Source organism: Bacillus cereus group sp. MYBK95-2 (assembly GCF_051915225.1).
Classification (GTDB): domain Bacteria; phylum Bacillota; class Bacilli; order Bacillales; family Bacillaceae_G; genus Bacillus_A; species Bacillus_A cereus.
Genome location: NZ_JBQAEH010000001.1, coordinates 136,420 through 154,374, shown reverse-complemented (window position 1 = coordinate 154,374; position 17,955 = coordinate 136,420). Strand labels below are relative to the sequence as shown.

Sequence of the window (17,955 nt, the reverse complement as noted above, 5' to 3'; positions counted from 1 at the left end):
TTACATAAAAATTGTAAAAAAGAATTAACAATTTCAACTATACGTTCATTCAAAATATTTGTCTAATATATAAATTATATGTTATTAATATATTAGACATATTAATCGAAAGTGAAAAGGGTGTCCAAAAATGGAATTACGGCATTTGCAATATTTTGTTGTTGTGGCAGAAGAGTTACACTTTGGACGGGCAGCTGCTCGTTTACAAATGACACAACCACCACTTAGTCAACAAATACAGCAATTAGAAAAAGAAATGGGAGTTACATTATTTTCAAGAACGAAAAGAAAGGTTGAACTAACAGAAGCAGGAGAAATGTTTTTAAAAGAAGTAAAAAAAGCGTTTGAACAAATTGAAAAAGCAGTAGAAGTTGCACAAAGTGCGCAAAGGGGAGAAGTAGGATCACTTTCAATTGGTTTTGTAGGTGCGGCGATATATGATATTTTACCATCAATTGTTAGGGAATATAGAAAGAAATTTCCGAGAGTGTCTGTTGCATTACATGAATTGTCAACACCAGATCAAGTTCATGCACTTCATGATAACCGTATTGATATTGGCTTTTTACGTCCACCAATTCCAACACAATTATTAGAATTAGAGCCAATTCAAAGGTTATCTTGTACCTTATGTTTACCAAAGGCACATCCACTTGCAGAGAAAGATGAAATACATATAGAAGATTTACGAGATGAGCCGTTTGTATTTATTACGAGACCAGTATGGCCAGCTTTGTATGATACAATTTTATCTCTTTGCAGAGAAGTTGGATTTAGTCCACGTATTGTACAAGAAGCAACAGAGTATCAAACAGTTATGGGGCTTGTAGCGGCAGGGATTGGAATTACAGTAATACCCGTATCGGCAAATAAGTTATATAAAACAGAAGTTGTATATAAAGAATTATATGATTCTAATTTTGTGGCAGAAATGTCAGTGGCTTACAAAAAAATGAATAGTAATCCAGAGCTGCTAGAGTTTTTAAAAATTGCAAGAGAGAAGAAAAGAATAGAAGTAGAGGATGAGCAATAGTAGTAACAGAATATGGATTTAATTCAAATCCATAAAAGTACACCTTATTAAACAATAAAGCGGAAATGCAACTTAAGTTGCATTTCCGCTTTATTGTTCTTTTTTTAGCTCGATACTGAATAGATAAACGTGTTCATTTTCTTTTAAGAGTAGATCAATACCTGTTTCTTCATCAATGGTAGGAACGCTTACAGTTTCTTTACTTGTTTGGATTACAGCAGCTAAAATTGTTTTTTGATTGTATTTTAAATTTTTTATAGATTGGATTGTAGTAGTTGCGGAGCTATTTACGCTTGGTGGTGCTTCTTCATGAACAAGCGTTGAAGCACCTTCAATATTCATATACCACTGCCTTTTTTCTTGTATATCTTTATCGAATTGGAAATGTGGTGGTAAAAAAGAAAGCTTTACTTTCTTTTTTGAAAAATGTGAGGTAGCTATATTAGCAATTTCTTTTGTTTTTTTACCATTGTTATAATAATCAATTGTAGCATTTATTTCATCTTTATCATTTTTAAGCGTAACGTTATAAAACATGCTATTTCCTTCTTGAAAAGGAGTCATTTGTAAAATAGAAGCTTGCTCTTTTGTTAATTTGTATGGCTCAACAATGGCAACTTCATTGTTTTTTATTTGGCTACAACTTGTGAGTAATAATAAAAACAAGATTGATAGTAATTTTATACGCATGCAATCTCCTCCTTTTTACAATTATATTCTAAATGTGATTTTTTATCATTTCGTTTTCTAGGACTAAAGACTTAGAAGAAATTCCGATTGTAGTGCGATGTTTAAAATGTCATATTTTTATACACTAGTAGTATAGAATGCGTATGTAATAAGGTAGGGGAAGAATTTTATGTCTTTATGTCGGTTAGCGAGAAAAAATATAAGAACATTTGCTACCAAAAGGATGAAGCAATTTATGTGGATTGCTATGAGTATTATGATTTTGTTTTTTATGATATCGTTACAATTTAATGAAGGAGCTATTTTGAAAGTAGGGGATGCATTTGTATTTCAAATGTATTTTTACACACTGTTTATTGTACTAATTTTCATATGTATTTTTACTACATATAAAATGATGTACTCCCTTTTGCTAGTGAGGAGAGAGGAGTTTACATCTTATGTAGCAGAAAATATAAAAAGAAAAGAAGTACTATATTTATTATGTCAGGAGCAATTATTCATTTATGGAGCAGCGTTTGTTTTTGGATTAGTTAATGGGATGTTATTTTTAAAATTATTTACGATTATTTTTATAAGAATAGCAGGAATACAAGGGATAAATAGTGCACCGATTACAATATATGCAATAGTAGTAGTGAGTATAATTATGATTGTTATCCTTCTATTATCGATGGTGCAATGTTTTCGATTTGTTCAAAGTTTACAAGATAAAAATTCGTTGCATTTCAAGAAAAAGGCATGAGAAATCATGCCTTTTTCCATTTTACACATAAAAATAATCATGTTACAGTGAAAAGACCTGACAAAGAATGGGAAGGAAAGGTTGTATAGAATGACAAATGAACAATCAATTGTAAAAGTCGATCGGTTAACGAAGCGAATCGGATCAAAGACACTTGTACAAAATATTAGTTTTGAAGTGAAAAAAGGCGAGGTTGTCGGTTTACTCGGACCAAACGGTGCTGGAAAAACGACTTTAATGAGAATGATGGTTGGTATGATCCGTATGACAGAAGGTGAAGTATGGATTGATGGTCAATCTGTGAAACAGCAATTCGAAAAAACAGCTGCGAAAATTGGAGCGGTAATTGAGACACCTGAATTTTATCCTTTTTTGAGCGGCTATGAAAATTTAACATATTTCGGACGAATGAATGGTAATGTGACCGAAGAACGTATCGATGAAGTAGTGAAATTGTTAGGGATGGGACAAGTAATTGATCGCAAAGTAAAAGCGTATTCACTCGGCATGAGACAACGTTTAGGAATCGCTCAGGCACTTATTCACGATCCAGACGTGTTGATACTAGATGAACCGACAAATGGATTAGACCCTAGTGGAATACATGAAATGAGAATGTACATAAAAAAAATTGCACATGAACAAGGAAAAGCTGTACTTGTATCAAGTCACTTACTTTCAGAAGTTGAATTAATGTGTGACAGAGTTATCATTATTCAGCACGGGGAATATGTGGCTACGCAAAATATTCAGCATAGCCAAAGCGAAGAGATGGAGACGATCCGTATACGTGTAGATGATGCGAATAAAGCAGCAGAAATATTAGGGCATGATGTTTTAGTAAAAGATAATGAATTACTTATTAATGTAAAAGATGAAGAAATCCCAAATGTTATTCGTACATTGCTTGAGAAAAACATTCAAGTGTATCGTGTATATGAAGAAAGAAAAACGTTAGAAGAGCAATTTTTAGAATTAACAGGGGGAAAAGATATTGTTTAATTTAGTATATAACGAACTGTATAAAATATTTAAGCGGAAGCGAACGATTATTCCATTTGCAGTTATTGCAGTATTAATAATCGGATTAGGATGGGTTACGGTAAAGTATTTTGAACCGGAAACAAAAGGATGGAAAGTAGATTATACAGAACGAACTGTAGAAATTGAGAAAAAGCTTGGCATGAAAAAAGAAGCTATTTTAGCAGAAAAATCAGGGGATGAGCTTGTAAAAGAATACCAGCTTAAGATGAAGCATTTAGATACGGATACAGCACCGGCAAGCAGTTCTCCACTTTCTTTCATGAGAGATACAGGTTTTATCGTATTTCCAATTTTGCTCCCATTTATCCTCGTGTATGCAAGTACAATTTTTGCGAATGAATATAGCTGGGGAACATATAAATTTTTAACGATACGACCAGCGAGTCGCTTTAAAATTTTAACAGCAAAATTTTTAGCAATCGTTATATTTGCAGCTTTATTATTTATATTTAATATGATCTTCTCCGCTTTATGTGGACTTGTTATTTATAAATTCCAACAGCCTGCATGGAGTGAGTTTATTTTCCAAGATGGAAATATAATAAAACAAAACATTTTTGTAGAAGCAAGTAAATATTATGTTTTATCGTGGTTACCAACGGTTGTGTACGCATCGTTTGCATTTATGATTTCTGTGTTAACGAGATCTAGTGGAGGTGCAATTGGTATTTCACTATTCCTTGCTTTATCAGGCAATATTGCGTTATTAGCAGCCACTAGATATAACTGGGCGAAATATTTATTGCCAGCAAACACAGATTTATATAGTATTTCAAAGAACGGAAGTTTTATTGATGGAGTAACATTCCCGTTTGCATCATGTATGTTGCTACTTTATTTGTTCGTATTTTTATGTATTTCATATACTGTGTTTTTAAAACGTGATTTAACTTAATAAGAAAAGCCGTTCAGGGTGCTGAGATGCACTTTGAACGGCTTTTTTTATGAGAATTGTTTAAGTGCTCTTTCGGCTAGTAAAGCAAAGTATTCTGCACTTATAGGCAGTGCCTCTTCATTAATTGTAAAAGCAGGATGATGCCATTCATGTGTACCGCTCGTTCCCATAAAGACGAATGAACCTGGTATTTCCTGTTGGTAAAATGAGAAATCTTCTCCAGCCATTGATAGACTAGGCGAGATGATATTAAGATTCATCTTTGTGGCAACTTGAGTAGATAAGTCTGTAAGAGCTTTATCGTTGTGAACAGCAGGAGGACCTGAATAAAAACGGAATTTCGTTTTTACACCTAATGCATCAGATACACCTTTAATAATACGCTCCATGAGTGCTGGAATCTTTTCACGTGTTTCAGCTTGGAACGTGCGAATCGTTCCTTCTAACGTAGCTTTTTCAGGAATCACGTTCCACGTATTTCCTGCGTGAATATTTGTAACACTAACAACTGCATTATGAGATGAACTTATATTTCGGCTTACAATTGTTTGCAGTGCCATCACAATTTGAGAGGATGCGACAATAGGATCTACGCCAGCATCTGGTACAGCCGCGTGTGTACCAACTCCGTGAATTTCAATTTCAAATCGATCAACTCCAGCCATCAGTGGACCATCTTTAATGCCAATTGTACCTACTGGTAAATCAGGTTTATTATGCATGCCGAAAATCGCTTGCACATTACGTAAATGTCCAGCATCAATAACTTTGCAAGCGCCATTACTACTTTCTTCAGCTGGTTGGAATATGAAGCGAACCGTTCCATTTAGGGAAGATTCTCTTTCTTTTAATAAGAAAGCAGTACCTAAAATGGCAGCTGTATGAAAATCGTGTCCACAAGCATGCATTTTCCCTCGTACTTTAGATGCATAGGACAAATGTGTTTCTTCTTGAATAGGAAGGGCATCAATATCAGCACGAACTGCTACAATTGGCCCGTTTTTATTACCAGACACTTCAGCGATAATTCCTGTTTCTAAATTGGAGTCAATGATAGTAATGTTTTTTTCTTCTAACCAATTTTTTATTGCTTTTGTTGTTTCGAACTCTTCATATGATAGTTCTGGATACTCATGTAAATGTCGACGGATGGAAATAAGTTTTTCTTTTAGTTGATTTGAAATAGATACCATGTAGTATGCCTTCTTTCTTCAGCAAAATATTTATCATAAGTATACAACAATAAAAGAGAGGATTCTCAAATGAAAATCCTCTCTCGTTTATCCCGTATTAATGGGCAGTCCGATTGGTTCAACTAATTAAAGTTTCACTTTATGCTGCGACTTTTTTATGCGTATGATGTTTACGATAACGTCCACGCATTGCGTATGCAATTTGCGGGATTGCAATCCCGATTAAAATAAGTGATACACCGAACCATTGTGAAGATAGTACAGCCTCTTTTAAAACGAATACGGACATAATTGTTGTAACTGGTAGTTCCGCTGCACCAAGAATAGTTGCTAAGCCAGAACCGATTTTTGGAATACCGATTGTAAAGGCAATAGATGGAATTACGATACTAAATGTTCCTAATCCTAAACCGTATTTCCAAAGACCTTGAGAAATGGCACCATTAAAAATAAATGTTGGTGGGAATACAATCATGACTAAAGTTAAAGCACCAGTCATTAAGAGAACACCGCGCGGTAATGAAGGTACTTCAATAGCAACTTTTCCGCTCACGAAAATGTATGTTGCGAATGTAACAGCAGATAATAAACCTAAAATGATCCCAGTCGTATCGAAAGCACCTGCTGATTGTTCAAGTAAACCACTTGATAAAAATGTCCCTACAAGTAAGAAAATAACAGAAATAACTTTTTCTCTTGAAGGTAATGTTTTTGTTGCGACTGCTTCAATGATAATTCCGACCCAAACAAATTGGAATAAAAGAATAATTGCAATAGAAGCTGGTACAGTTTTTAATGAAGCATAATAAAAAATTCCGGTAAAACTTGCAGATGTTCCTGCAACGAATAAAAGTAATGCTTGCTTTAAAGGAACGCGATGTCTAGAAAATAGAAGTGTAATAGCAAGCAAAATAATCCAACCGAACAAATATTGGCTGCCAATTACCTCTCCAAGTGAAAATCCTTCTGCATATGCAAGCTTAACAAAAATAGCTAAAATTCCATAACTACACGCTCCTAATAAAACTAAAAGAGAATAACGAAGCATGAAAAATTCCTCCCATCTATATGAAGTTGTTCCGTATCGAAAATATATAACTAGAGGGAAGTATACAAAATTAGAAATAAAGGGTCAAATGAAAGAAAAGTATGACATTTTATAGAATAATAATAAAAGTATGATATTTATGCATAATCTTGAAATTATTAATAGTAGAAGTATTATAAAATCAACTTTGCATTGTATAGAGCCAGCATTTGAAAAAAATATTTTTTAAACCAATATGTATATAGACGTACTAGTAACGTGCTAATTATTTGAGAAACTATGTTACCTTTGTTATGGTAATGACAATTAAAGGAGTTTCATAATCCATTTGAGTTTTTTCTATATAATAGAAGGAAATGAAAACGTTTTATTAGAAACTGTGAGGAAGTACTTTTTTCTTATTGCCACGTTGTAAAAGTGATTTCACGAATTGTTCATAGTATTTTTATGTGTTTTTGTTACAATATTTAGGGAGAGGAGTGGAATGATGCAAGATATTAGTATTTTTTTAGCGTTTGGCGCCGGGTTCTTATCATTTATTTCCCCATGTTGCTTACCGCTTTATCCGGCATTTTTATCGTACATAACAGGTATGTCGGTTTCTGAATTGAAAGAAGAAAATGCAATGCTTCGCAAAAGAAGTATGATACATACAGCGTTTTTCTTACTTGGATTTTCAATTATATTTATTGCAATTGGATTTGGTACAAGTTTTATTGGAGGAATCTTTACTGACTATAAAGATTTAATCAGACAGTTAGGTGGTATATTTATCATCGTGTTCGGCTTAATTATTGTCGGGGTGTTTAAGCCGAAATTTTTAATGCAAGACCGTAAATTTACATTTAAAAATCGTCCAAGTGGCTATTTTGGATCAGTACTAATTGGATTAGCCTTTGCAGCAGGGTGGACGCCATGTACCGGACCAATTCTAGTGTCGGTAATTGGATTAGCAGCAACAAACCCAGAATCAGCAATGATTTACATGATTGCTTACATACTTGGATTTGCTATCCCGTTTTTCGTACTGTCATTCTTTATTACGAAAATGTCTTGGATTAAAAGAAATAGTATGGCCTTCATGAAAGTCGGAGGATATATTATGATTGTTATGGGGGTCTTCCTATACTTTAACTGGATGACGAAAATTATCGTATATTTCTCAAGTTTATTTGGTGGTTTTACCGGTTTTTAGTATTATTCTGCGAAAATGTTGGAAATACTAACGGAAAAGCATATAATGAAAGTATATTTTGCATATAGCCACAAAAAAGGATGAGAAAATATGAACATAGTTCTTTTATCAAGTATCGTTGCTGTTTGTATGGCTGTCGGTGCGATGTTTATTCGTTTAAAAGCAGCTAAGAAACCTGCAACATTGAAAAAAATTATACTTCCGCCATTTTTTATGAGCACGGGAGCATTGATGTATGTTTTTCCTGAATTTCGATTAACTCCAGCGGAAATGTTAGAAGCAATTGGCGTCGGTTTGTTTTTCTCTATTTTTCTTATTAAAACATCTAAATTTGAAATTAGAGGACAAGAGATTTATTTGAAGCGTTCAAAAGCCTTTGTTTTTATATTAATTGGATTACTTGTCGTGCGGATTGTATTTAAAACATACTTAAGCCAATCTCTTGATTTAGGACAACTTAGTGGCATGTTCTTCTTACTGGCGTTCGCGATGATTGTGTCATGGAGAATTGCCATGTACCGTTCCTTTACGAAATTACAAAAGGAAATGGAAAAAGAAGATGGTTTTTATAATGAAAAAGATATGAAGCTAACTTAAAAACTGTATATGTACCAAATAAAAAGACAGCGTCAAAGGCGCTGTCTTTTTTATCGAAAATAATATGAAGTTACTTTGCGAGTAAAGATCGATAGTTAGAATAATCAATCTTTTTTTCTTGTAGTTTTTTAATTAAAAATTTATGATCACGCTTTGGTGTGGCAATGATATATCCTTTAATAATTAAGTCTTGTGTAATTTGAGAGGCATTTTCTTGTAATGCAAGTTCCCCGATTTTTCCAGCAATCTTTGATTTTGCAACATCGCGAAATAGTTCTGGAACAGGACTTACAAGCTCTTCTAACAATTGTTTTTGTTCGTCAGCCCATAAATGTCTCGTTTTATTTATGTAGTGTTCTTCCCAATCCAAAATGGACATGCCGTCTTCTTTTGGTAAACGTTTTAAAAATTTTCTGAACATAAAGTATCCACCGATAGACATAAGCCCTAATAAAATAACCGTCCATAATACAATGAACCAACTGAACCATCCTTCGAGCAAGCATATCCCCCCTTAATGATAGCGGTTTTCTTTTATTCATATTATATACAGTGAGATTCATAGAAAGCAAGAACGCTTGGTCATTTTGACCAAGCGTTATCATTTAAACAAAGTATAGTTGTTCCACATGTAAATTATTATTATCATCTTCTACATATTCAATGATTAATGTGCCAACTTTACGATCTTTATCTTCAGTTGTGAAAATAGAGTAAGAAGTAAAACGTGTTTTTGATAGGCCGCTTATGTGTGTAGGTAAAGAAATGTAGTCGTTATCGCGGAAGAATTCCATCAGTTCAATATCCTCAAATTCTTTTCGGTCAACTTGTTTGTTTGTATAGCGGCGTTGAAGTTGTTTTAAAGATTCATTCCAAGAAATTGCTTTTGTGTCGTATACCATTGTTCTATCTCCTTACTGTATGTAATTATTAAGAACATACGTTCTAATCTAGTATACTCTTTTTATTAGAAAAGGGAAAGCAAAAAATAATGTAAGCTTGGATTTCCAAGCTTACATTATTGATGCGTCCGTCATAATCTCTATTTTTCATTATAAGTTAGATAAGAATAAGAAACAAGATGATATATATAATGTTGATAGTTTTCAAGATTCTGTATATTATAGTTTTACTAAAGCGCAAGGGAATGAGAGGAATGGCATATGTAATTTCACTCCAAGGACCGATGGCAAGCGGAAAAACGACATTGGCTAAAAGGTTAGAGCGATGTGGGTTTTCAGTTATATATGAAAATCCTTATCCAATTGTAGAAAAGCGAAAGCGATTAAAGTTGGATATGAATTCAAAAGAAGGGTTTATAGCAAATCAAAAAATGTTTATAGAAGCTAAAATAAAAGATTTTCAAAATGCAAAAGGTTCAGTCGTGATTTTTGATCGTGGGCCAGAAGACATCGAATTTTATACACTTTTTTACCCAATGGTTATAGGGAAAGAGTGGGATATAGAAAATGAATTGAAAGATGAATTATATAAATTAAGAGAATGCCGTTCGGATGCTATTTTTTATTTGGATGTATCGGAAAGTAATTTATATGATAGAAAAAATAATGATAGAACAAGAAACAGAAGTACATTTGAGGAGCAATTTAAATTAGCAGAAACTGAAAAAGACTGGTATAAACAATTTCCTGTAACTTATGTGGACACGAATAGATTAACAGTTGACGATTTAGAGGTATATTTTATGGGCTGGTTAAAGGAGAGAGGGCTATGAAAAAAATACTTTTATTTGTATACCCAACATTTGCGGAGTTTGAAATAACAGTAGCGACGGCATTGCTGAAAAATAAATTTGAAATCATTACAGCGGGCTTAACAAAAGAATTGATTATAAGTGAAACAGGTTTGCAAGTGCAACCACATATAGAAGTAAGTGAAGTACGTGTAGATGAGTATGAGGGGGTACTTATTCCAGGTGGAGAAGAAGTACAGTTGAAAGATGCGAAATCTCTTTTTTCAGTCATTCGTCAATTTCACGAACAAGAAAAATTAGTGGCGGCAATTTGTGCTGGACCGTATGCGCTAGCAAAAGCAGGGTTATTTAAAGGGATTTCTTATACTGCGACTATAGATTATCAAAAATTCGATTGTTTTCCAGTAGAAAATTTCGTGTATGAAGAAGTTGTGCAACACTCAAATATCATTACAGCACAAGGGCATGCATTTGTACCATTTGGAATAGCGATTGCCTCTTATTTTGGAGTGGCAGACGAACATAATACAGATTTTTATTGTGGTAAAGGCAATGTAGTAATGGAGAAACTTTTACGAGAAAACGTGTAAAAGCTAGCAAATGCTAGCTTTTTTACACCGATAAATTACTAACGTTTTTGGATCGCGCCATATACCGTTATGAAGCGATAATTCCTTGTTGATTTCTTCTGTTAGCCATTCTTTCATCTCGACTTGAAGATACATATTATCGGGTATATTTAACGATGGAAACATGCTGGAAATATAGTTTACTATTGGGGTAGCATGATGAAAAACGAGCGCATTATGAATAACTGTTTCTTCAACCGTTGGAAAAGCAGATGCTACTATCTCTTTACCATTTTCTAAACAAAATGGAGAGACTGCTGGTGATGTTTTCGGTAGATCAAATGCGTCAAGCATGTTGTTACACATTTCAACTATACGAGGTAATGAAACTTTAGAATTTGTTGTAGCTAAAAGTGTTCCGCCAGGACGAATGACTTTATAAAAGCCTTGAATTGTTTTTTCAACATCTTTCACATGGTATAACATATGTCTTGCGATTATTAGGTCATAATAATTTGTTTCGAAAGGAAGTTTACTAGCATCCCCTCGTTTCCATTCTATTAAGTTACTCGTCTTAGCAGCTTCAGCAAGCATAGCTTCGGATTGATCAAACCCGGTTAATGGGCCTTTATGACCATTTGTTTGTAAAAGGGAAAGAAATTTTCCACTAGCGCACCCAACCTCTAATATGTTTTCATCCCCTTGAAGGTGTAAATGTTCAATGACGATCTTATCTAAATCTACGTGTTTTTCTTCGTAATGTGTATGTGTGTCGATGCGTGTTTGTAAATGGTTGCTAACGTTATATTGTCGTTTTACATCATTCATTTTGTCACATTCTACCTTTGTGCAAAATTGTTGGATTGCATGTGTTAATACATCTGTTTTCTTTAAACCTTCGTAATGGAGTGCTGATTCAAACCTTTCAAGTAATTTCTCTTCAATTCGAAAATGAATATCTTTTCGTTTTGTCACTGAAATTTCGCCCCTTTGCATCTGTTAGTGAGACTATAGCACGTCTGGAAATTTTGTGTAAATCATTTGTGTACACAAAATTAGGGGGATGAAAAAAATGGTTGAATATGATTTTAAACTATTGACGATTTAACCGTTTTCATATATTCTTAAATTAAGTAATATTCAAATAATTCAAAAGAAATGAGAGAGTCACATGCTTCTTCAAGGAACACATCGAATTGGTCGTATGGCCATGCTGTTGGCACTTGCGGATGAGAATGAAAGTCCTGTATTATCCATTCCAAAAGGTTGGAAGTATTGTACGGGGAAAGTGGGTTCGATGAATTCGCAAAAGGTTGTCGCAGCAATGGAAACAGCGGCTAAAAGCAACCAAGTTATTGAAACAGACGTTTACAGAGAAACACATGCACTTTATCATGCAATTATGGAAGCTTTGTACGGAGTGACGAGAGGTCAAATTCAGTTAGCAGACGTTCTTCGTACAGTAGGACTTCGTTTTGCGATTGTGCGCGGTACACCATACGACGGGAAAAAAGAAGGCGAATGGGTTGCTGTTGCATTATATGGAACGATTGGTGCACCTGTAAAAGGATCTGAGCATGAGGCGATTGGTTTAGGAATTAATCACATATGATTTGCCCATAGTCTATTAGTTAGAAGGGGGCCTTACTTTTTTAGGACAGAAGTCTGTCTTAAAAAGATAAGGTCCCCTTTTGCCTTTTTAAGGAGGAAAAATGATGATTACGTTAACAGGACATACATTGACAGTTGAAGAAATGAAGAGGTTATTACTGGAAGGAGAAGGTGTAACAGCTTGTCCAACTAGTATGCAAAAGGTAGCGGAGTGCCGCGAAGTAGTTGAGAAAATTGTAGAGGACGGAAAAGTCGTTTACGGTATTACAACTGGATTTGGAAAGTTTAGTGATGTGCTTATCCAAAAAGATGATGTAAAGGCACTTCAACATAATTTAATTCAGTCACATGCATGTGGGATAGGTGATCCATTCCCGGAAGAAGTATCGCGCGGAATGTTAATTTTACGAGCGAACACGATGCTTAAAGGAGTATCAGGCGTAAGGCCGCTTGTTGTAAATATGCTTCTTGAGTTTGTAAATCGTAAAATTCATCCAGTCGTTCCGCAACAAGGTTCACTTGGTGCAAGTGGAGATTTAGCACCTTTATCTCATCTTGCGCTCGTATTATTAGGCGAAGGTGAAGTGTTCTATAAAGGGAAACGCGTTCATGCAATGGTTGCTCTTACAGAAGAAGGGCTTGAGCCAATTGAACTTGAAGCGAAAGAAGGTCTTGCGTTAATTAATGGTACGCAGGCGATGACAGCACAAGGAGTTCTTTCTTATATAGAAGCAGAAGCAACGGCGTATCAAGCTGAACTAATTGCTTCGATGACAATTGAAGGGTTACAAGGCATTATTGATGCATTTGATGAAAATGTTCATAAAGCACGTGGCTATAAAGAGCAAGTGGATGTAGCAAGCAGAATTCGTGACATTCTTCATGATAGTAAGTTAACAACAAAACAAGGAGAACTACGTGTACAGGATGCCTATTCACTTCGTTGTATCCCGCAAGTACACGGTGCTTCTTGGCAAGTTTTGAATTATGTGAAAGAAAAATTAGAAATTGAAATGAATGCCGCAACAGATAATCCGCTAATCTTTGATGGCGGGGAAAAAGTAATTTCAGGTGGTAATTTCCATGGTCAACCGATTGCATTTGCGATGGACTTCTTAAAAGTAGGAATGGCGGAACTTGCAAACATTTCAGAGCGTCGTATTGAGCGTTTAGTAAATCCGCAGTTAAACGATTTACCGCCATTTTTAAGTCCAGAACCAGGACTTCAGTCTGGTGCAATGATTATGCAATATGCTGCAGCGTCACTAGTTTCTGAAAATAAAACGTTAGCACATCCAGCGAGTGTTGATTCAATCCCGTCATCAGCTAACCAAGAAGATCACGTAAGTATGGGAACAATCGCTTCACGTCATGCACATCAAATTATTCAAAATGTAAGACGTGTTCTTTCAATTGAAATGATTTGTGCGATGCAAGCGGCAGAATATCGTGGAATTGAAAACATGAGTACAGTGACGAAGAGCTTCTACCATCAAGGGCGTCAGCAAGTACCATCTATTACAAATGATCGCATCTTCTCAACGGATATTGAAAATATTGCACATTGGTTAAAAACGAATTATTCGATAAAAGAAAGATTGGATGTAAACGCAGCACTATAAAATGAGAAAAGGGAGAGATTGAAATGGAAAAAGTACAACAAACAATTCGCGCGCCAAGAGGTACAGAGTTACAAACGAAAGGGTGGGTGCAAGAAGCTGCACTTCGTATGCTAATGAACAATTTAGATCCGGAAGTTGCTGAAAAACCAGAAGAATTAGTTGTGTATGGCGGAATTGGCCGTGCAGCTCGTAACTGGGAAAGCTATCAGGCGATTGTAGATTCATTAAAAACGTTAGAAAGCGATGAAACGTTACTTGTTCAATCAGGAAAACCAGTTGCCATTTTTAAATCACATGAAGATGCACCTCGCGTTCTGTTAGCGAACTCAAACTTAGTACCAAAATGGGCAAACTGGGATCACTTCCGAGAACTAGAGAAAAAAGGTCTTATGATGTACGGACAAATGACAGCTGGTAGCTGGATTTACATTGGAACACAAGGGATTCTACAAGGAACATATGAAACATTTGGTGAAGCAGCTCGTCAACATTTCGACGGTTCATTAAAAGGTACATTAACACTTACTGCTGGTTTAGGTGGTATGGGTGGTGCACAACCTCTTGCTGTAACGATGAACGGCGGTGTTGTCATTGCTATTGATGTTGATAAGCGTAGCATCGATCGTCGTATTGAAAAGAGATATTGTGACATGTATACAGAATCATTAGAAGAAGCATTAACTGTTGCGAACGAGTATAAAGAGAAGAAAGAACCAATTTCAATTGGCTTGCTAGGAAATGCGGCAGAGATTTTACCAGAACTAGTGAAGCGTGATATTACGCCAGATTTAGTTACAGATCAAACATCTGCTCATGATCCATTAAACGGTTATATTCCAGTAGGTTACACATTAGAAGAAGCAGCGAAACTTCGTGAAAAAGATCCAGAACGTTACGTACAATTATCAAAAGAAAGTATGACAAAACATGTGGAAGCGATGCTTGCGATGCAAGAAAAAGGTGCAATTACATTTGATTATGGAAATAACATTCGCCAAGTTGCTTTCGATGAAGGTTTGAAAAATGCTTTCGATTTCCCAGGATTCGTTCCAGCATTTATTCGTCCATTATTCTGTGAAGGAAAAGGGCCATTCCGCTGGGTAGCACTTTCTGGTGATCCAGAAGATATTTATAAAACAGACGAAGTAATTTTACGTGAGTTCGCTGATAATGAACATTTATGTAACTGGATTCGTATGGCACGTCAACAAGTTGAGTTCCAAGGACTTCCATCACGTATTTGTTGGTTAGGTTACGGTGAGCGTGCGAAATTTGGTCGCATCATTAATGAAATGGTTGCAAATGGTGAATTATCAGCACCGATTGTTATTGGTCGTGACCATTTAGATTGCGGATCAGTAGCATCTCCAAACCGTGAAACAGAAGCGATGAAAGACGGTAGTGATGCAGTAGCTGACTGGCCAATTTTAAATGCATTAATTAATAGTGTAAACGGTGCGAGCTGGGTATCTGTTCACCACGGTGGTGGCGTTGGTATGGGTTATTCACTTCACGCTGGAATGGTTATCGTTGCAGATGGAACAGAAGCAGCAGCAAAACGTATTGAGCGCGTATTAACTTCTGACCCTGGTATGGGTGTTGTTCGTCACGTGGATGCTGGATATGACTTAGCTGTGGAAACTGCGAAAGAAAAAGGCGTTAACATTCCAATGATGAAATAAGGAGGAGAAAACATGCTGGACACTTTACTAATAAATATCGGTCAATTACTAACAATGGATCAAGAAGATGGCTTGTTAAGACGAGAAGCGATGAACACGCTTCCTGTTATCGAAAACGGTGCGGTTGGAATTGAAAATGGTGTAATCACTTTCGTTGGAACAGCGGAAGAAGCGAAAGGATTACAAGCGAAAGAAGTTATTGATTGCGGGGGGAAAATGGTTTCTCCTGGTCTTGTTGATCCGCATACCCATCTTGTATTTGGTGGATCTCGTGAAAATGAAATTGCGCTAAAATTACAAGGAGTTCCGTACTTAGAAATTTTAGAACAAGGCGGAGGTATTCTTTCAACTGTAAATGCAACGAAACAGGCGTCGAAAGAAGAACTTGTTCAAAAAGCGAAATTCCATTTAGACCGTATGCTATCTTTCGGCGTTACAACTGTAGAAGCGAAGAGTGGTTACGGATTAGATGATGAGACGGAATGGAAACAATTAGAGGCAACTGCACAATTACAAAAAGAGCATTCAATCGATTTAGTTTCCACATTTTTAGGTGCTCATGCAGTTCCGAAAGAATATAAAGGTAGATCGAAAGAATTTTTACAATGGATGTTAGACCTATTACCAGAAATGAAAGAGAAACAATTGGCGGAATTCGTTGATATTTTCTGTGAAACAGGTGTGTTCTCAGTAGAAGAATCAAAAGAATTTTTATTAAAAGCGAAAGAGCTTGGCTTTGATGTGAAAATTCATGCAGATGAAATCGACCCTCTTGGTGGTGCGGAAGCAGCGGCAGAAATCGGTGCAGCATCAGCAGACCATCTAGTTGGCGCTTCTGATAAAGGGATTGAAATGCTTGCAAACTCGAATACAGTAGCAACATTATTACCAGGAACAACTTTCTATTTAAATAAAGAAAGCTTTGCTCGTGGTCGTAAAATGATTGATGAAGGTGTTGCAGTTGCGTTAGCTACAGACTTTAACCCAGGTAGCTGTCCAACTGAAAATATTCAGCTTATTATGAGCATTGCGATGCTAAAACTGAAAATGACACCAGAAGAAGTTTGGAATGCCGTAACGGTTAACTCATCATATGCCATTAACCGTGGTGATGTAGCTGGGAAAATTAGAGTTGGTCGTAAGGCAGATTTAGTTTTATGGGATGCTTACAATTATGCTTACGTACCGTATCATTACGGCGTAAGTCATGTGAATACAGTATGGAAGAATGGTAATATTGCATATACAAGAGGTGAACAATCGTGGAGCACGGCCACTATTTAAAGAAAAACGCAAAGTTTATTGATCGTGAAGTGACAAAATGGAGTGAGATGATTAAAGATTGGGAGGAAGGTGTAGAAATATTCGGTGCTGCCTTAATTGGAGCACCCCTTTCTAAACCATCTATTAGTCATTCAGGAGCGAGTTTTGCTCCAAAGACAATTCGTGCGATGTTAGATGCATACAGCACATATGCAATTACAGAAGAACACGATATGAAAGAAAGTGTCTTATATGATTGCGGCGATATTACGATGCATGTGACGGATATAAAAGAAAGTCATAACCGAATTGCGAAAACAGTTGGTCATGTAACGAAAGTAAATCCGAACATGATACCAATCGTTCTTGGTGGTGACCACTCGATTAGTTTTCCGAGTATAACAGGCTTTGCAAACAGTAAAGGAAAGGTCGGGATTATTCAATTTGATGCTCATCATGATTTACGTAATTTAGATGATGGAGGCCCGTCAAATGGTACACCATTCCGTAGTTTACTAGAAAATGATGTCATTACAGGGAAACAACTTGTTCAAATTGGAATTCGTAATTTTTCTAATGCACGTGCGTACCATGAATATGCAATAGAGCATGGTGTAACAGTGTATACAATGAAAGACGTACGAGAGCGAGAAATAAAAGATATTATCACGGAAAGTATTGAATTATTAAGAAATCAAGGTGTGACTTCTATTTATATTTCTCTTGATATGGATGTGCTAGACCAAGCGTTTGCACCAGGTTGTCCAGCAATTGGGCCTGGTGGAATGGATAGTACGACTTTACTAGATGCGATTGAATTCCTTGGTAAAGAACCGCTCGTTCAAGGGATGGATATAGTAGAGATTGATCCAACTCTTGATTTCAGAGATATGACGAGTAGAGTAGCAGCGCAAGTGATTATGAGTTTTCTTTTAGCGAGGGAAACGGTTAGTAAGCAAGTTAGTATATAGACGGAAAAGTAGATCTTTATTTATGCCTTAACAAAAACACATCACTACTTAAATGTAGTGATGTGTTTTTGTATTAAAAGAGA

Annotated in this window: 19 protein-coding genes and 1 pseudogene; 14 read left to right on the top strand and 6 right to left on the bottom strand. The window is 35.8% G+C overall.

What is annotated here, in order from left to right; all coding sequences use genetic code 11:
* Window positions 1-130: 130 nt before the first annotated feature.
* Window positions 131-1,033 (top strand): acetoin biosynthesis transcriptional regulator AlsR, encoded by a 903-nt coding sequence (gene alsR, locus ACTFN4_RS00735; RefSeq protein WP_000423235.1) that lies wholly within the window; start codon window positions 131-133, stop codon window positions 1,031-1,033.
* Window positions 1,034-1,123: 90 nt separating this feature from the next.
* Here alsR and ACTFN4_RS00730 read toward each other — a convergent pair whose 3' ends face one another.
* Window positions 1,124-1,723, bottom strand: coding sequence for a hypothetical protein (locus ACTFN4_RS00730; RefSeq protein WP_025687645.1), 600 nt, complete (start codon window positions 1,721-1,723; stop codon window positions 1,124-1,126).
* Between the two features lie 169 nt (window positions 1,724-1,892).
* Between ACTFN4_RS00730 and ACTFN4_RS00725 the strand changes: the two genes are divergently transcribed.
* The 3 genes from ACTFN4_RS00725 to ACTFN4_RS00715 all read left to right on the top strand — a co-directional run bounded on the left by ACTFN4_RS00725 (window position 1,893) and on the right by ACTFN4_RS00715 (window position 4,407).
* On the top strand, window positions 1,893-2,468 hold the full coding sequence (locus tag ACTFN4_RS00725) for a hypothetical protein (RefSeq protein ID WP_025687646.1): 576 nt from the start codon (window positions 1,893-1,895) through the stop codon (window positions 2,466-2,468).
* 90 nt (window positions 2,469-2,558) lie between these two features.
* Complete coding sequence (locus ACTFN4_RS00720; protein WP_000180622.1) at window positions 2,559-3,470, top strand: ABC transporter ATP-binding protein; 912 nt, start codon at window positions 2,559-2,561, stop codon at window positions 3,468-3,470.
* The gene (locus tag ACTFN4_RS00715; protein WP_000482759.1) at window positions 3,463-4,407 is read left to right on the top strand and encodes an ABC transporter permease; all 945 of its coding nucleotides are present in this window, start codon (window positions 3,463-3,465) and stop codon (window positions 4,405-4,407) included. The genes ACTFN4_RS00720 and ACTFN4_RS00715 overlap by 8 nt, the downstream gene beginning before the upstream one ends.
* Window positions 4,408-4,454: 47 nt before the next feature.
* Here the strand turns inward: ACTFN4_RS00715 and ACTFN4_RS00710 are convergent, their stop codons facing one another.
* Together ACTFN4_RS00710 and ACTFN4_RS00705 are read right to left on the bottom strand one after the other, a co-directional pair.
* Window positions 4,455-5,600, bottom strand: coding sequence for a M20 peptidase aminoacylase family protein (locus tag ACTFN4_RS00710; RefSeq protein WP_000253675.1), 1,146 nt, complete (start codon window positions 5,598-5,600; stop codon window positions 4,455-4,457).
* Window positions 5,601-5,739: 139 nt separating this feature from the next.
* Window positions 5,740-6,648, bottom strand: coding sequence for an EamA family transporter (locus ACTFN4_RS00705; protein WP_025687647.1), 909 nt, complete (start codon window positions 6,646-6,648; stop codon window positions 5,740-5,742).
* A 322-nt stretch (window positions 6,649-6,970) separates the two neighbouring features.
* Here ACTFN4_RS00705 and ACTFN4_RS00700 point away from each other — a divergent pair.
* The 3 genes and pseudogenes from ACTFN4_RS00700 to ACTFN4_RS00690 all read left to right on the top strand — a co-directional run bounded on the left by ACTFN4_RS00700 (window position 6,971) and on the right by ACTFN4_RS00690 (window position 8,440).
* A pseudogene (locus ACTFN4_RS00700) lies at window positions 6,971-7,119 on the top strand (peptidase T).
* 16 nt (window positions 7,120-7,135) lie between these two features.
* The gene (gene ccdA, locus ACTFN4_RS00695) at window positions 7,136-7,843 is read left to right on the top strand and encodes a cytochrome c-type biogenesis protein CcdA (protein ID WP_001152676.1); all 708 of its coding nucleotides are present in this window, start codon (window positions 7,136-7,138) and stop codon (window positions 7,841-7,843) included.
* A 90-nt stretch (window positions 7,844-7,933) separates the two neighbouring features.
* Window positions 7,934-8,440 carry a CcdC family protein gene (locus tag ACTFN4_RS00690; RefSeq protein ID WP_001028439.1) on the top strand — a complete coding sequence of 169 codons (507 nt, stop codon included), beginning with the start codon at window positions 7,934-7,936 and terminating at the stop codon, window positions 8,438-8,440.
* Window positions 8,441-8,510: 70 nt separating this feature from the next.
* Here the strand turns inward: ACTFN4_RS00690 and ACTFN4_RS00685 are convergent, their stop codons facing one another.
* Together ACTFN4_RS00685 and ACTFN4_RS00680 are read right to left on the bottom strand one after the other, a co-directional pair.
* Window positions 8,511-8,942 carry a DUF2621 domain-containing protein gene (locus ACTFN4_RS00685; protein WP_000889373.1) on the bottom strand — a complete coding sequence of 144 codons (432 nt, stop codon included), beginning with the start codon at window positions 8,940-8,942 and terminating at the stop codon, window positions 8,511-8,513.
* A 103-nt stretch (window positions 8,943-9,045) separates the two neighbouring features.
* A complete protein-coding gene (locus tag ACTFN4_RS00680; RefSeq protein WP_000262401.1) occupies window positions 9,046-9,342 on the bottom strand; it encodes a hypothetical protein in 297 nt (98 codons plus the stop codon).
* A 245-nt stretch (window positions 9,343-9,587) separates the two neighbouring features.
* Here ACTFN4_RS00680 and ACTFN4_RS00675 point away from each other — a divergent pair, with 245 nt between their 5' ends.
* Together ACTFN4_RS00675 and ACTFN4_RS00670 are read left to right on the top strand one after the other, a co-directional pair.
* On the top strand, window positions 9,588-10,175 hold the full coding sequence (locus tag ACTFN4_RS00675) for an ATP/GTP-binding protein (protein WP_142292957.1): 588 nt from the start codon (window positions 9,588-9,590) through the stop codon (window positions 10,173-10,175).
* Window positions 10,172-10,744, top strand: a complete 573-nt coding sequence (locus tag ACTFN4_RS00670) for a DJ-1/PfpI family protein (RefSeq protein ID WP_000722200.1) — start codon at window positions 10,172-10,174, stop codon at window positions 10,742-10,744. Before ACTFN4_RS00675 ends, ACTFN4_RS00670 begins: the two co-directional genes overlap by 4 nt.
* 3 nt (window positions 10,745-10,747) lie before the next feature.
* On the opposite strand, the gene ACTFN4_RS00665 is transcribed toward ACTFN4_RS00670, so the two are convergent.
* Complete coding sequence (locus ACTFN4_RS00665) at window positions 10,748-11,698, bottom strand: class I SAM-dependent methyltransferase (protein WP_025687649.1); 951 nt, start codon at window positions 11,696-11,698, stop codon at window positions 10,748-10,750.
* A gap of 196 nt (window positions 11,699-11,894) precedes the next feature.
* Between ACTFN4_RS00665 and hutP the strand changes: the two genes are divergently transcribed.
* From hutP to hutG, 5 genes are all read left to right on the top strand, one after another.
* A complete protein-coding gene (gene hutP / locus ACTFN4_RS00660) occupies window positions 11,895-12,335 on the top strand; it encodes a hut operon transcriptional regulator HutP (protein ID WP_000926516.1) in 441 nt (146 codons plus the stop codon).
* A gap of 103 nt (window positions 12,336-12,438) precedes the next feature.
* Window positions 12,439-13,956 (top strand): histidine ammonia-lyase, encoded by a 1,518-nt coding sequence (gene hutH / locus ACTFN4_RS00655; RefSeq protein ID WP_000631874.1) that lies wholly within the window; start codon window positions 12,439-12,441, stop codon window positions 13,954-13,956.
* Between the two features lie 23 nt (window positions 13,957-13,979).
* Window positions 13,980-15,638: a urocanate hydratase gene (gene hutU, locus ACTFN4_RS00650; RefSeq protein ID WP_000416944.1), complete on the top strand. Its 1,659-nt coding sequence runs from the start codon at window positions 13,980-13,982 to the stop codon at window positions 15,636-15,638.
* A 12-nt stretch (window positions 15,639-15,650) separates the two neighbouring features.
* Window positions 15,651-16,922, top strand: coding sequence for an imidazolonepropionase (gene hutI / locus ACTFN4_RS00645; protein ID WP_000887531.1), 1,272 nt, complete (start codon window positions 15,651-15,653; stop codon window positions 16,920-16,922).
* Window positions 16,901-17,872 (top strand): formimidoylglutamase, encoded by a 972-nt coding sequence (hutG, locus tag ACTFN4_RS00640; RefSeq protein ID WP_000399838.1) that lies wholly within the window; start codon window positions 16,901-16,903, stop codon window positions 17,870-17,872. Before hutI ends, hutG begins: the two co-directional genes overlap by 22 nt.
* The last annotated feature ends 83 nt before the right edge of the window (window positions 17,873-17,955 follow it).